This is a genomic window from Nocardia sp. NPDC052566, assembly GCF_044547285.1.
Lineage (GTDB): Bacteria > Actinomycetota > Actinomycetes > Mycobacteriales > Mycobacteriaceae > Nocardia.
The window spans coordinates 1,301,398-1,314,097 of sequence record NZ_JBIUAF010000001.1 but is presented as its reverse complement, the minus strand read 5'-3'; the positions used below and the strand labels follow the sequence as shown (position 1 = coordinate 1,314,097).

General features: G+C 67.3%; 11 protein-coding genes. 5 read left to right on the top strand and 6 right to left on the bottom strand.

The genetic code is table 11. The annotated features are described in order from the left end of the window. Positions 1–12: 12 nt before the first annotated feature. From ACIG5A_RS05225 to ACIG5A_RS05215, 3 genes are read right to left on the bottom strand one after another with little or no spacing between them, the layout of a single operon-like run. Positions 13–2,109, bottom strand: a complete 2,097-nt coding sequence (locus ACIG5A_RS05225) for an MMPL family transporter (protein WP_397237911.1) — start codon at positions 2,107–2,109, stop codon at positions 13–15. A gap of 8 nt (positions 2,110–2,117) precedes the next feature. Next, the gene (locus ACIG5A_RS05220; RefSeq protein WP_397237909.1) at positions 2,118–2,651 is read right to left on the bottom strand and encodes a hypothetical protein; all 534 of its coding nucleotides are present in this window, start codon (positions 2,649–2,651) and stop codon (positions 2,118–2,120) included. A 26-nt stretch (positions 2,652–2,677) separates the two neighbouring features. Continuing rightward, positions 2,678–3,034, bottom strand: coding sequence for a hypothetical protein (locus tag ACIG5A_RS05215; RefSeq protein ID WP_397237907.1), 357 nt, complete (start codon positions 3,032–3,034; stop codon positions 2,678–2,680). Positions 3,035–3,189: 155 nt separating this feature from the next. On the opposite strand from ACIG5A_RS05215, the gene ACIG5A_RS05210 reads away from it, so the two are divergent. Genes ACIG5A_RS05210 through ACIG5A_RS05200 form a run of 3 tightly spaced genes read left to right on the top strand, consistent with a single transcriptional unit; the run spans position 3,190 to position 5,572 of the window. After that, positions 3,190–4,212, top strand: a complete 1,023-nt coding sequence (locus ACIG5A_RS05210; protein WP_397237905.1) for a YncE family protein — start codon at positions 3,190–3,192, stop codon at positions 4,210–4,212. Then, positions 4,212–4,487 carry a DUF5703 family protein gene (locus ACIG5A_RS05205; RefSeq protein ID WP_397238818.1) on the top strand — a complete coding sequence of 92 codons (276 nt, stop codon included), beginning with the start codon at positions 4,212–4,214 and terminating at the stop codon, positions 4,485–4,487. Before ACIG5A_RS05210 ends, ACIG5A_RS05205 begins: the two co-directional genes overlap by 1 nt. A 5-nt stretch (positions 4,488–4,492) precedes the next feature. Then, the gene (locus ACIG5A_RS05200) at positions 4,493–5,572 is read left to right on the top strand and encodes a quinone-dependent dihydroorotate dehydrogenase (RefSeq protein WP_397237903.1); all 1,080 of its coding nucleotides are present in this window, start codon (positions 4,493–4,495) and stop codon (positions 5,570–5,572) included. Between the two features lie 78 nt (positions 5,573–5,650). Here ACIG5A_RS05200 and ACIG5A_RS05195 read toward each other — a convergent pair whose 3' ends face one another. Together ACIG5A_RS05195 and ACIG5A_RS05190 are read right to left on the bottom strand one after the other, a co-directional pair. Further along, positions 5,651–6,037, bottom strand: a complete 387-nt coding sequence (locus ACIG5A_RS05195; protein WP_397237901.1) for a hypothetical protein — start codon at positions 6,035–6,037, stop codon at positions 5,651–5,653. Next, positions 6,034–6,321, bottom strand: coding sequence for a hypothetical protein (locus tag ACIG5A_RS05190; protein ID WP_397237899.1), 288 nt, complete (start codon positions 6,319–6,321; stop codon positions 6,034–6,036). The genes ACIG5A_RS05195 and ACIG5A_RS05190 overlap by 4 nt, the downstream gene beginning before the upstream one ends. Before the next feature lie 534 nt (positions 6,322–6,855). Here ACIG5A_RS05190 and ACIG5A_RS05185 point away from each other — a divergent pair. Both ACIG5A_RS05185 and ACIG5A_RS05180 read left to right on the top strand, forming a co-directional pair. Then, positions 6,856–8,301 (top strand): PfkB family carbohydrate kinase, encoded by a 1,446-nt coding sequence (locus ACIG5A_RS05185; RefSeq protein ID WP_397237897.1) that lies wholly within the window; start codon positions 6,856–6,858, stop codon positions 8,299–8,301. Positions 8,302–8,543: 242 nt separating this feature from the next. Continuing rightward, positions 8,544–9,173: a GTP cyclohydrolase II gene (locus tag ACIG5A_RS05180; protein ID WP_397237895.1), complete on the top strand. Its 630-nt coding sequence runs from the start codon at positions 8,544–8,546 to the stop codon at positions 9,171–9,173. A 6-nt stretch (positions 9,174–9,179) separates the two neighbouring features. Here ACIG5A_RS05180 and ACIG5A_RS05175 read toward each other — a convergent pair whose 3' ends face one another. Beyond that, a complete protein-coding gene (locus tag ACIG5A_RS05175; protein WP_397237893.1) occupies positions 9,180–12,578 on the bottom strand; it encodes an alpha/beta fold hydrolase in 3,399 nt (1,132 codons plus the stop codon). Positions 12,579–12,700 lie beyond the last annotated feature (122 nt).

Genomic DNA, 12,700 nt, shown 5'->3' with positions numbered 1-12,700 from the left:
TACACGAATTCCTCAGCGCCAGACCAGTTTCAGGACGGCGGGGGTGAGCAGGAGGCGGATTACGGTGGCGTCGATGAGCAGGGCGGCGATCATGCCGTAGGCGATGTACTTCATCAAGACGAGGTCGGAAAAGCCGAAGGCGCCGGTGACGACGATGAGAATGGCCGCGGCGGAGGTGATCACGCCGCCGGTGTGGGCGATGCCGTAGCGGATGGCCTCGGGCGGGTCGGCGCCGTCGGCGCGCGCCTCCGAGACACGGGATAGCAGGAACACCTCGTAGTCGGTGGATAGGCCGAACACGACGGTGACGATCAGGGCGAGCACCGCGAACATCAGTGGCCCCGGCGTGAAGTGGAACAGTTCGGCGCCGTGCCCCTCGACGAAGATCCAGGTGAGGATGCCGAGGGTGGAGGCGAGGCTCAGCGCGCTCATCAGTACGGCCTTGAGCGCCAGCACGATCGAGCGGAACGCGGCATACATCAGCGCCAGCGCGGTGCAGGCCAGGATCGCGGCCAGCAGCGGCAGGCCATCGAGTAGCCCGTTGATGCTGTCGCGTTCCAGCGCGGGCACTCCGGCGACCATGATGTCGACGCCCGGTGGTTCCGGGATGGCGCGCAGCGCGCCGATCACCGAATCCGCGTCGCGTTTGTCGGCCAATCCGGCGGCGAGCACATTGAGGCCGTCCTTGGTCGGCGCGGCGGGTTCGAAGCGCCCGGTGAGTCCGGGAATCTGGTTGGCCAGGAAGCGGATATCGCTGAGCTGCTGCGGATCGGCGCCCACCACAACGAGTTTCAGCGGTTCGGTGCGGAAGCTCGGGAACAGCCGGTCGAAGTCCTCCTGCGCCACCCTGGCCGGATTCTCCCGCGCCAGATACCGTTCGCTGATCCCGCCGAATTCGATGTGCCGGAACGGAATGCTGAGCGCGAGCAACGCGAGCACGATCGGCACCACCACCGCCCACGGCCGCCGCATCGCCCACTGCGCGAGCCGGGAGAAGAATCCCATGTCGATCTGGGCCTCGGTCTTGGTGCGGGAGAACCGTTTCCAGCCGAGGAAGTCGATGCGCCGCCCGACGATGCTCAGCGCCGCGGGCAACGCGGTCACCGACAGCAAGGCCGCCAGTAGCACCGCGCTGATACCGCCGTAGGGCACCGAACGCAGCACACCGTTGGGGTAGATGAACAACGCGCCCAAGCTGATCGCGATGATGCCCGCCGAGAACAGCACGGTCCGGCCCGCCGTCGCGACGGTGCGCGCGGTCGCCTCCTCCACGCTGCGGCCGGAGGCCAGCTCCTCCCGGAATCTGGTCACGGTGAACAACCCGTAGTCGATGGCGAGCCCGAGACTCACCAAAGTGACCACGGCACTGGCGAATACGTTCACCTCGATGAACCCGGTGAGCATCCGCATCATGCCCTGGGTGCCGAGCACCGTCATCCCGCCGATGATCACCGGCAGCAGCGCGCCGACCACCCCGCCGAACACGAAGTACAGCAGGACGGCCACGATCGGCAGCGCGATCAGCTCCGCCCGGTGAATGTCTTGCTGCATACCGGTATTGATGCCCTCGACGATGGGCTGCAGCCCGGCCAGCTGGACGGTGGTACCGCCTGGTCCCCCACCCGGCTTACCCGCGCCGAACGCATTCTTGACCGCCAGGTAGTTCTCCACCGTCGCGGTGCCGCCACCGCCTTTCAACCCGACGCTGGCGAACGCGTGCCGTTTGGAGGCATCGGCGGCGTTGCCCGCGAACGGACTGTCCCAATAGCTGTCGACCTTGAGTATCCGGTCCGGATGTTCGGCGAGCAGCTGATGCAACGCACCGGTGACCGCGGCGCGGACCGGCGGATCGTCGACGGTCGCGCCCTCGGGCGCGGTGTAGAGCACGATGATGTCGCTGTCGGTGTCCCGGCCGAAGGTGGCGTCGGCCAGCTTCGACGCGGCGACCGATTCGCTGCTCTCGTCGAACCAGCCCTCCTGCGTGTAGCGTCCCGCCAGATCCCGCCCGTACCACCCGGAGGCGAGCACGGCCAGCACGAAGGCGCCCAGGATGAGGTAGCGGTTGCGGTGGATGAACCGTCCCCACCGCAGCGAACCGGACTCGCGCATCGATCCGGCTAGCCGCAGGCGGCGGTGCGGTAGTCGGCGGAGCGCAGGATGCCGCACAGGTCGGTGCGCGAGATCTTCCAGCGGCCGTCCAGGAATACGAAGTGCACGATCGTGGTGCGCACCGCGGCGCCGCTGCCGTCCTTGTCCAGGCGCATGGTGGCGGTGAGGGTGCCGTCGTGGTTGTCGAAGACCGGGTCGGTGACGCCGTAGATGGCGCGCGGATTGTCCTGCAGCGCTTTGTACATGTCCGGGATGGCGTCCTTGAACGCCTCACCGTCCTCGATCAGCGCGGTGCGTTCACTGTCGGGCAGGTTCGGATCGAGCGCGCGCTTGATCTGATTGTCCAGTTCGGCGGCGGTCGGCAGCGGTCTGCGCGCGGCGCTGGTCACCGCGGCGGCCGAGGACGACAGCGAGGCATTGGCCGACGAGCGCGCCGCGTCGACGGCCGCCTCGTCCGGGCCCGTGCTGCACGCCGCCGCCGAGGCCACGGCCAGCACGGCGGCGGTTGTCAGCGCGGTTCGGGCGAGTCGTATGTCAATCATCGCGTTACTACATACCATCCGTGCCGCTACATACCATCGATGACCGCGCTGATCCGGCCGAGCAGGGCGCGCACGGCGGTCATGTCACGGTCCGCGGCGGCCGTGACCGGCACCGCGTCGGGCACCATATCGCGCACCAGCGCCGCGACGCTGCGCTCGTCGTCGAGGTCGATATCGGTGACCGGCGCCTGCGCGATCGCGACGATGTCTTCCGGGCCGGGCACCTCGGTGTCGAGGTCGGCGCGGTAGAGCTCGAGCACCAGGGTGGCGCGGACCGTGCGGAACGTGAACGGCCTGCCGTCGGCGGCGGTGCCGAACCCGTGCGCAAAGGGACCAACGGTTATGTCATCGATGGCAAACCCCGATGGATGGTCGGCTTTCAACCGGATCTCCCTGAATTGGACACTGATTCAACTCAAAGGTAACCCCGATCACTGACATTGAACCCTCGCCGCGACCCCGGTCGGGACCGGTTCTGGGCCATCATGGTCAGATGGAGGAGTTGCGGTTGTTTCGTCGGTAGTGAGGAGTTCGGTGGATGCGCCCTCGCGGGGTCCCCTCAGCGCTCGTGGGCGTGGTGACGCTGGTGCTGCTCACCGGCTGCTCTACCAAGTCCGATAGCCAGAACCTGGAGACCCGGCCACCGGCCACCGCGGCCACCGCGCCCGCCGAGGGCGCGCGCCCCGCGGGCGATGTCCGGCCGGGCAAGCAGATCGCCGCGCTGGTCACCGAGGCGAGCACCGGACAGCTGGCCGCGCTCGACCCGGCCGGCACCACGCTGACCCTCCTCGATCCCGCCACCTTCGCCGATGCGGCCGAGCCGCGCACGATCACGCTGCCCGCCCGCGCGGCGGGACTCGGCCAGGGCAAGCCGGGCGAGCTGCTCGTCCCCGCACCCCAGCGGGTGCTCCGCATCGCCGTCGCCACCGGCGCGATCACCGAGGTCCCCGTCGACGGCGACGCCAGGTCGGCGCTGGCCCGCGACGACGGCTCGCTGCTGGTCGGCACCGCGGACGGCAAGATCCGCACGCTCTCGCCCGAGGGCAGGGTCGTCGCGACCATCTCCGGGCTCGCCTCGGCCGACGCGCTGGTGCGCGCCGAGGATCGGGTGGTCGTCCTCGACCGCCGCCAGACCTCGATCACTCAGCTCGACACGTCGAAGGACCGGCTCGGGCTGTCGCTGCGCGCGGGCGAGGGCGCCACATCGATGATCGGCGACCACTTCGGCCGGGTGCTCGTCACCGACACCGCGGGCGAGGAACTGCTGGTCTACACGGCAGGACCGCTCGTCCTGCGTCAGCGGTTCCCGGTAAGATCGTCGCCTTACGCGCTCGCCTACGATGAGCGGTCCGAGACCGCGTGGGTGACGTGCACGCAGAGCAACGAGGTCGTCGGATTCGATCTGTCGACGGGTATACCGAAGGAAGTCGGACGCTATCCAACCGTCCGCCAACCCGATTCGGTGACCATCGATCAGCGCACCGGAGACCTTTTCGTCGGATCCGCGACCGGTGACGGCCTGCAACGGATCCGTGCGGAACAGCGGAAGAAAGGGCAATGATGGCGGCGCAGAAGACCCGGAACCCGCGCTCGGTGCTACCGAAGAGTTGGGAAACCACCAGCGACGACTATGAATACGTGCCGCTACGACTACCCCCGGAGGTAACGCGGGTGACCGCATCGATGCGGCTGGCGATCCAGGCCGAATTCGGCGGCTGGGAACTGTCGCGGGTGCGCGCCTACACCGACGGCAGCCGCCGCGTGCTCCTGCGTCGCCGAAAAACCGCGCTCTCCCCGTCCAATTCGGCGCTGCCCCAGCAAGAAACGGGGATGTGAGCCGAATGTACGCACTGCTCCTCCGAATGATGTTCCTGCTCTCGCCGGAACGCATCCATCACCTCGCCTTCGCCGCGATGAAGCTGGCGGACCGGGTGGCGCCCGCACGCTGGGTGATGCGCAAGGTCCTCGTCGTCGACGAGCCGATCCTGCGCAACACCGCGTTCGGCGTCGAGTTCCCGGCACCGCTGGGCCTGGCCGCCGGTTTCGACAAGGACGCGGGCGGTGTGGATGTCTGGGCGCCACTGGGTTTCGGCTTCGCCGAAATCGGGACGGTCACCGCGCAGGCGCAGCCGGGCAATCCGGCCCCCCGCCTGTTCCGGCTGCCCGCCGACCGCGCGCTGATCAATCGGATGGGCTTCAACAACCACGGTGCGGCCGCCGCGGCCGAACGGCTGCGCGGCCGCCGCACCGGCGCCGTGCCGATCGGCGCCAATATCGGTAAGACGAAGATCGTCGAACCGGCCGACGCCGCAGGCGATTACGCGACCAGCGCCTCGCTGCTCGGTCCGCTGTCGGACTTCGTCGTCGTGAATGTCAGCTCCCCCAACACCCCGGGGTTACGCGATCTGCAGGCGGTGGAATCGTTACGGCCGCTGCTGCAGGCGGTGCTCGACAGCGTGCAGGTCCCGGTGCTGGTGAAGATCGCCCCCGACCTGTCCGACGACGATATCGACGCGGTCGCCGACCTCGCCGTCGAACTCGGCCTGGCCGGAATCGTGGCCACCAACACCACCATTCGCCGCGACGGCCTGCGCACCGACGCCGCCGAGGTGGCGGCCATGGGCGCGGGCGGGCTGTCCGGTCCGCCGGTGGCCGATCGCTCGCTGGAGGTGCTGCGCCGCCTGTACCGCCGCGTCGGCGACCGGCTGGTGCTCATCTCGGTGGGCGGCATCGAAACCGCCGATCAGGCCTGGGAGCGCATCCTCGCGGGCGCCACCCTGCTGCAGGGTTTCACCGGCTTCATCTACGGCGGCCCCTTCTGGACCCGCCGGATCCATCGCGGCCTCGCGGATCGGCTGCGCGCCAACGGATATCGCAGCATCACCGACGCGATCGGCGCCGAGCACGCCGCCAACGCCTGAGCAACACCCCCCGAACACGGCGAAAGCCGGGCCGGGCGCCCCCCCTCGGTTCGCGCCCGGCCCGGCTCATCCGGATGGCTACTGGTGTGCGTACGGCGGCTCGATGATGCGCTTGGCCATCCGCAGCGAGTCGAAGGCTCGGTCCGCCGCCTGTTCCTCGCCCTGCGCATCGTCCTCCAGCCGCGCCGCGATTCGCTTGGCCAGCAGGATGATCGCCTGTTCGCGCATCAACCCGAGCCGGTCGGCGCAGTCGTCGATCTCGGCCAGGTGCCTGCGATCGTTCACCTGCGCCGGATCGCTGAGCCGTTCGTCCAACTGCATGCCAGCGGTCGCCTGCTCGCGCGTCAGCGGGCGATCCTTCAGCCAGCTCAAACGCCACACCAGGGTGCCGTGTTCGGCGACGCGCGACGCCCACTCCGGGGTGACGTCGCTGGTGATCGCCCAGTCGGTGAAATAGAGAGTCATAGCGACCTCCGGTATTCGAGCGCGATTCTTGCCTGTTCCACGACCAGGTGGAGCTGGCCCGCACAGCGGCTCGCTCGGGCCAGCGCCACCTCGTCCTGGTCGAGATTCGGTGTGCTGTGGATGATTTCGGCGAGCTCGAGGCCCGCCCTCGCTTGCTGCTCGGTGAGCAGCCGCTCTGGCAACCAGCTGAGCCGCCACGCGGCAGCGAACTGATCGGTGAGCCGGTCGGCGCGCTCTCGGGTGCGATCGCTCGACATGGATTCGTCGGTGACGATGAGGGTCATGGCCGGGCTCCTCTCGCGGTGGACCTGCCGGGTCGCCGCCGAGAGCCCAGCCGGTGCCATGGCTGTGCCTGGTGGATGTCGCTGCCATGGAAATGGAGCGGGCGACGACAAGAGTGGTTCGAAATGTGTTAGGTTCGACCGCGATTCACTCGCGGCGTGCCGCAGTGTTCGGCACCGTCTCGGTATCGAGCTCGGCTCGCTGCCGTAGCCTGCGCCACCGCATCCTCCGGAGCAGGATCACTCTCATCACCAGGCCCTCCGCGTCGTCTGGTGGGGCGATGAGATCGCCAAACCTAGTGTGGCATTTGTCATTCGGGTAGGGGAAGGGCAAATGCCATTACAGTTTCGGGAATTGCCCGTCAGTTCCCCCACTAAACCTGCCAAATGCGGATTATTGTTGGGCTAGACACAAAAGTAGCAACGACGACCAGACGGAGGGCGGGTTCGGCCATGGCCCCGCAAGACCCGGGAACGGTTGCCATCCGCAATATCCTGACCCGACTGTGCAAGCGCTCAGGGTTGAGCGCAGATCGCTTGCGTACCACCGAGATCGACGTCGCGCCGCTGCTGGAGCTACCGAGCGTCCGCGAGTACGCCGACCGGCACGACGTACCGCCCGAGGAGGCGGTCCTGCCGATGCTGCGGGAGCTGGCGGTACTGCTCGCGTCCTCGGACCGATTGATCGTCGACGCGGCGCTGTCGCTCGAACTGCTGCGCGCAACCCCACTCGACGGTGTCGATCTCGACAGCTTCTACGCGGCCGACCTCGGTGAGCGGCGCGAATACCTCACCAAACGCTGGCCGCAGCTGCACGAACCCCTCAGCTCCCGGCCGGATCCGCCCGCGTTGACCGTCCGGACATTGCGCGGCAGCCGGGAGCGCCGCGCCTTCGCCGCGCTGGCCGACCTCATCGTCACCGGGCGCGTGCCGGGCGAGGACGAGGTGTACGGCGGCAGTGAGGCGACCGAACCGATTGTGCTGGAAATGGATTCGCGGCCCGAGCGGGCGCGGGTCCTCGTCGTCGGCGACGCCGTGATCGATCACATATGGCGCACCGACCGCATGCCGTCCGAGGGCCTCGCGGTCCGCGGCCGCTTCCAGGAGCACATCGGCGGCAAGGCGCTCAATCGCGCCGTCGCCGCCGCGCGCCTCGGCCTCGAGGTCAGCCTGCTCACCGCGATCGGCAACGACGAGGCGGGCAGCCGCATCCGCGCGACCCTGCGCAGGGAGCGCGTCGCGTCCCAGCTGCTGAAGGTCATGCGCGCGCCGACACCGGTCGCCGGTGTCATCATCACGAAAAGCGGCGGCACCAGCATGATCGGCCGCGACGACGAACAGGTGCGCTTGACACCCGACGATCTGGCCGCCCCCGAGGTGAAGAAGGCGCTCACCGAGGCCGACGTCGTCATGCTCACCTTCGAGCAACCCTTGGAAGTGATCGAGCAGTCCCTCAACATGATTCGTGAGTTGCCGCAGCGCCCGCTGCTGCTGGTGCAGCCCGCGCCGCCGCTGAGCTGGCCGCAGCGCCTGATCCCGCATCTGGACATCATCGACTTCATGATCGGCACCCGGGTCGAGCTGGCCGGACTGCTTCGCCCCTTCTCGGTGGCGAAACCCTCGGTCACCGAGGAAGAGTTCGACCACGACGTCGTGCCGCAGCTGCTCGCGCTCAATGTCACCACCATCTGCGCCATCGAGGGATTCACCTGCAGCGTCCGCTCCGACCGGCTCACCCAGGACATCCCGCGCTCGCCGTCGGTGGTGCTCGACGATTCGCCGGGCACCCAGGCGGCATTTGTCGCCGCGCTGGCCTATCGGCTGGTCACCCGCAGCCGAACCCCCGATCACACGGACTTCGAATGGGCGACTGCCGCCATGGCCGCCACCCAATCCTTCGGCGGCGTACCGGGCGCGATGCCGGACAAAGCCGCCATCGATCGGATCGCCAAACTCACCAGTAGCAATGGTGACAAGCAATGAACCAGACCGGGCGCGCAGCCGTAGCCCCCTACGGACAGGGGATGACAATTGCCGCGCCGCAGGTAGCCACACCTTCGCGGCGCAGTCAATTGTCATGCGATGGCGGCGGACCTGGATTACAGTTCCCTCGGATCGTGTCGGATCCGCGGCGAATCATGTTCCTCATCGGGTGCCCGCGAGAACTGACTCTATGGTCCTGACCAGGTCTTTTCCGCCGAACCGATACTAGGGAAGAGGAAGTTGTGACAGCTCCTGAGTGGAGTCTCGCCGACACCGAGCATCACATCATTCGCAAGGGCAAAGAACTGCGGGTGCAGGTGCGCGAACTCCGCGACGACCCCGATGTCGGGCAGCTACTGGTATTCGGTGAGGTCGAGCAGGACTGTTTGGTGCGGATCCATTCCCGGTGCCTGTACGGCGACGCGCTGGGTGTCGAAGACTGCGACTGCGGGCCGGAGCTGGAAAAGGCGATGGACCAGATCCAGGCCGAGGGTAGGGGCGTCCTGGTCTACCTCGAACAAGAGGGTCGCGGCGCGGGTCTGATCGCCAAGGCGCGCGGGATGGGCCACAGCCAGCGGTGCGGCATCGATACATTCGCCAGCTATGAGGCGCTCGGCTACGAACCCGACTCTCGCGGATACAAATTGGCGGCCAAGAGCATCGCCGAGCTCGGGCTCAGCAAGGTGCGCCTGCTCACCAACAACCCCCTGAAGGCGAAAGCGTTGTGGGAGGAGGGCATCGAGGCGACCGTGCTGCCACTGCCGACCGAGGTCCGCAACGAAACCGCACGGCGCTATCTGGAAGCCAAGCGGCGGCGGCGCCAGCACTGGATCCCCACCGACCGCGTGCCGTGGGCCCCGGATCTGATGTAGGCCCGGTCAGAGCCACAACCGCAGCTGGGATAGATCGTTGACGATGAGTCGTTCGGAAAGGCCGGCGTTCACGAAGTCCGCGCGGCCTTCCAATCCCGTCGATACCGCGATGAACGGCACGCCATTGCCCGTCGCGACCTCGAGGTCCCGAACGCTGTCGCCGACCGACACCAGTTCGGATCGGTCGATGCCTCGCTCGGCGAGTTTGCGCAGCGGCTCCCGCAGCACCCGCGGATCCGGTTTGTGCGCCCTGGTCTGCTCATAGCCGAATATGTCGCCGGGAGCGAAGAATTCATCGAGGCCGACCTGTTTCAGATCGTTGCGGATCAGGCTGCGCTTACCGGACCCGACGATGAGCCGAGGTAGTCCCCTACGGTGTAGCGCTTTCACCAACTGAACCGCGCCGGTGGTGGCGACGGCGTGCACCACTTCCAATTTGCGGTGGTAGGCGGTGACGAACTCCTCGTGGTCGAGCGTGGGGACGATCGTGTCGAGCAGCACGTCGAATGGCTGCCCCCACGCCGATCGAATGGTCTCCACCGCCAATTCGACTCCGAAGTACGCCGCCGTCTCCCGCAGTACCGGCCAGCGTGATTTCGCGGTCGCTACGAGAGTGTCGTCGAGATCGAGGATTACCGCCCGGCATCGCGACAAGAGCCCGGCCAGGCACGGCCGTTCGTCGCCGCCCGCGAGGCTGGACAGGTTGTCGATGATGAGATCGATATCGGCCATCATGTCGGGAACGCCGAGCCGGGCGAACGCCTCCCCCGCGGCTTGCGCGTGCCGCATCCCCTGAGCGTATCGGCGGTCGAGCACACTGATCTTGGCCAAGCCCAGATGGCACCGCCCGAGACTCGACGGCCGGTGCACCTCGTCCGCGAACTCCAGTCCCTGCTCGAACAGCAGTCTGGCTTGCTCGTTCTCGCCGGTTTCGAAGTACGCGTCGCCGAGGTGGCTGAGCGAAACAGCCACTCCCTCGGTGGCGCCGAGTTGCACATCGAGTCGCCGCGCTTCGTCGAATCGTGCTCGCGCGACACCGAATTCGCCCTCCCGCATCGCGCAGACGCCGAGTTCGACGAGAGTGGCCGGTCGGCCCTCGTTGTCGGCGGTGAGTGGCGCGCTGTCCAGAATGCGCTGGAACAGCGACCGCGCGACCGCCAATTCACCTCGGCGCGAGGCGATATGGCCTTCCAGCCGTAAGGTTTCCCGGCAGTCCTCGTCGGTGACCTCATCCGGCAACGCCGCCGCGCTGTGCTCGAGATACTCTCCGGCCTCGGCCATTCTGCCGAGCGAGACCTGCACCCTGCCGATGAAGGCGAACTGGCGCGCCCGCACCAGCGGCTCGCCCGCCACCTCGGCCGCGTCGGCGGCATTGCGGCACAATCGAATTTGATCGAGCCAATAGCCGCGGCCGGACAGAAACCCGACCATGGACTCGGCGAACTCGATGACGTCGAGGCAGTGCGGGCGCGCGCCGCTGACGCCGGCTCGATCGAACGCCGTGGCCGCGAAACGGAGAATGTTGTCCCGTTCCGCTTCCAGCAAGCCGACCCGTCGCGTGTCGGTATAGATGTCGGAATGTTTGGTGGCGTACACGCGGTAATAGTCGATCAGCCGTTCCTCGATCCGCGTCCGGTGCTCGGGCTGATCCAGCAGCTTGCGCAGCACATAGGCGCGCGTCAGTGGATGCAACCGTAGTCGCGGCCGCTCCCCCGGCTCCTCGATGTCGACCAGGAAAGTCCTTACCAGCGTGGGGATCTGCCGGGACAGCTCCTCGACGCGTAGCCCGAGCACCGCGGCGATCGCCTCGTTGGAGGCGTTCGCCGGATGCAGCGCGATGGCCATGATGATCGTGCGGGCCAGCTCGTGCGAGGCGAGCAGCTCGTTCCAGGAGCGATCGAAGATCGGACCGAAGATGTCGCTGTCGGCCGCGTTGCGCAGCCGGTTGATCGATGAGCGCAAATCGTCTCCGCCGTAGCGCATTTGCGCGGCGGTCAGCTGGATCGCCAGCGGATTCCCACTCGTCGCGTCCAGATATTCGCGCAGCAGGTCGTCGTCGCCGGCGATGATGGCCGAGATGCCCAGCCTCCGCCCCTCCGCGCCCGCCAGTTCGGCCCGCGCGCTGTCGTCGAGTCCGCCGATGTCGACCAGCCAGGCGTCGGGCAGATGCGGGACACGCGAGGTGACGAGCACTTTGGTTCTCGCGGGGTCGATCCGCAGCAGAAAGGCGCGGATGTCGCGATAGTCCCGATCCGCGGGATCGACCGGCGGCGCGAAGTCGTCGATGATGATCAGGCAGCTCTCCCGGTTCACCAGCGCGACAGCCTGATCCGCCTTGCCCGGCATCGGCAGGGTGCGTAGATAGCGATGGTTCGTCACATCGGCGATGGCATCGATCAATGCGTCGAGCGACGCGGGCTCGGTCGTCATATCGCACCACACCACGGCGCTGAAACGCGGTGCACCCGAAGTGCCTTGCGCCTCCAGGAAAGTGCGCGCGACCACCTTCGCCAGCGTCGATTTCCCGATCCCGCCCAGCCCGGAAATCGACACGATCAGATGCGGCGAGGCGAGGCCCTCCAGTGTGCGGCGCAGTTCCGACTGCCGATCGATCACCACGGTCGGCAGCGCGGTCACGTTGTGCCGCACGACGGGCCGGTCGGTGATCTCACTGCGCAGTTCGAGCACCGCGAGCAGATGACCGCGCAGCGCACGGAACACCAGCGCATCGGCCGTACCTGCCTCGAGTATCGAAAAATGGTCCCCCGGTAGCGCTTTCACCTCGGGGAACATGCCGGACGCCGAAGCGGGCTTGACGATGTTGTCGCTCATCCCCGCATACAGATGCATGTCGATGTGGCAGTTCTGGGCGTCGAGCCCGCGGGCGAAGCGGATGTGCTCGAGCACGATCTGCTGGGTGTCGTTGACCTTCCGGTTGATCGGCCGCAGTTCCTCCTCCTGCGGGTGCTGCCAGAACTTCGCGAAGCGGCGCAACAGGATCGCGATCTCCGAGCCGGAGTTCGGGCAGGCCAGCATGACCACCGCCTTGATCCGATGCAGTTGCAGCCCATGGCCTTTCTGGATCATCCGCGCGAGGTAGCGCTGCACGATCAGGCCGCCCTGGCTGTGGCTGATCAGCACCACCTTCTGATGGGCGGCCACCTGGGTGTCGAGATAGGTGCGCATGAAGTCGGCGACCGTGTCGTAGTCCGGGATCTCGCGCAGCGGGCTCAGCCGCGCCTTCGGACTGTCGTACTCCATCGTGAAGACATTGCAGCGAGTACGCAGCTCGGGATCCTCACCGATCCTGGCGACGATGTCACCCCAGGTCTGCGCCGAGGAGAACAGCCCGTGCACCAGCACGACGGCCGCTTCCTTCACGGCGCTGTCGGCCCGCGCAGTCATCGATCGACCCGCCCCCTTGCTCGTCGAGTACCAGGTTAGCCCGGGGGCACGGCCGAAACGGGCAGGATCGCGACCTCCGCTGCCGATTACCTGGCCGGTAATACCCATCACTATCGGGCGCG

Coding starts and splice junctions, on each gene's coding strand:
- ACIG5A_RS05200 (WP_397237903.1), top strand. CDS start 4,493: ATGTACGCACTGCTCCTCCGAATGATGTTCCTGCTCTCGCCGGAACGC.
- ACIG5A_RS05195 (WP_397237901.1), bottom strand. CDS start 6,037: ATGACTCTCTATTTCACCGACTGGGCGATCACCAGCGACGTCACCCCG.
- ACIG5A_RS05205 (WP_397238818.1), top strand. CDS start 4,212: ATGGCGGCGCAGAAGACCCGGAACCCGCGCTCGGTGCTACCGAAGAGT.
- ACIG5A_RS05190 (WP_397237899.1), bottom strand. CDS start 6,321: ATGACCCTCATCGTCACCGACGAATCCATGTCGAGCGATCGCACCCGA.
- ACIG5A_RS05175 (WP_397237893.1), bottom strand. CDS start 12,578: ATGACTGCGCGGGCCGACAGCGCCGTGAAGGAAGCGGCCGTCGTGCTG.
- ACIG5A_RS05225 (WP_397237911.1), bottom strand. CDS start 2,109: ATGCGCGAGTCCGGTTCGCTGCGGTGGGGACGGTTCATCCACCGCAAC.
- ACIG5A_RS05210 (WP_397237905.1), top strand. CDS start 3,190: ATGCGCCCTCGCGGGGTCCCCTCAGCGCTCGTGGGCGTGGTGACGCTG.
- ACIG5A_RS05220 (WP_397237909.1), bottom strand. CDS start 2,651: ATGATTGACATACGACTCGCCCGAACCGCGCTGACAACCGCCGCCGTG.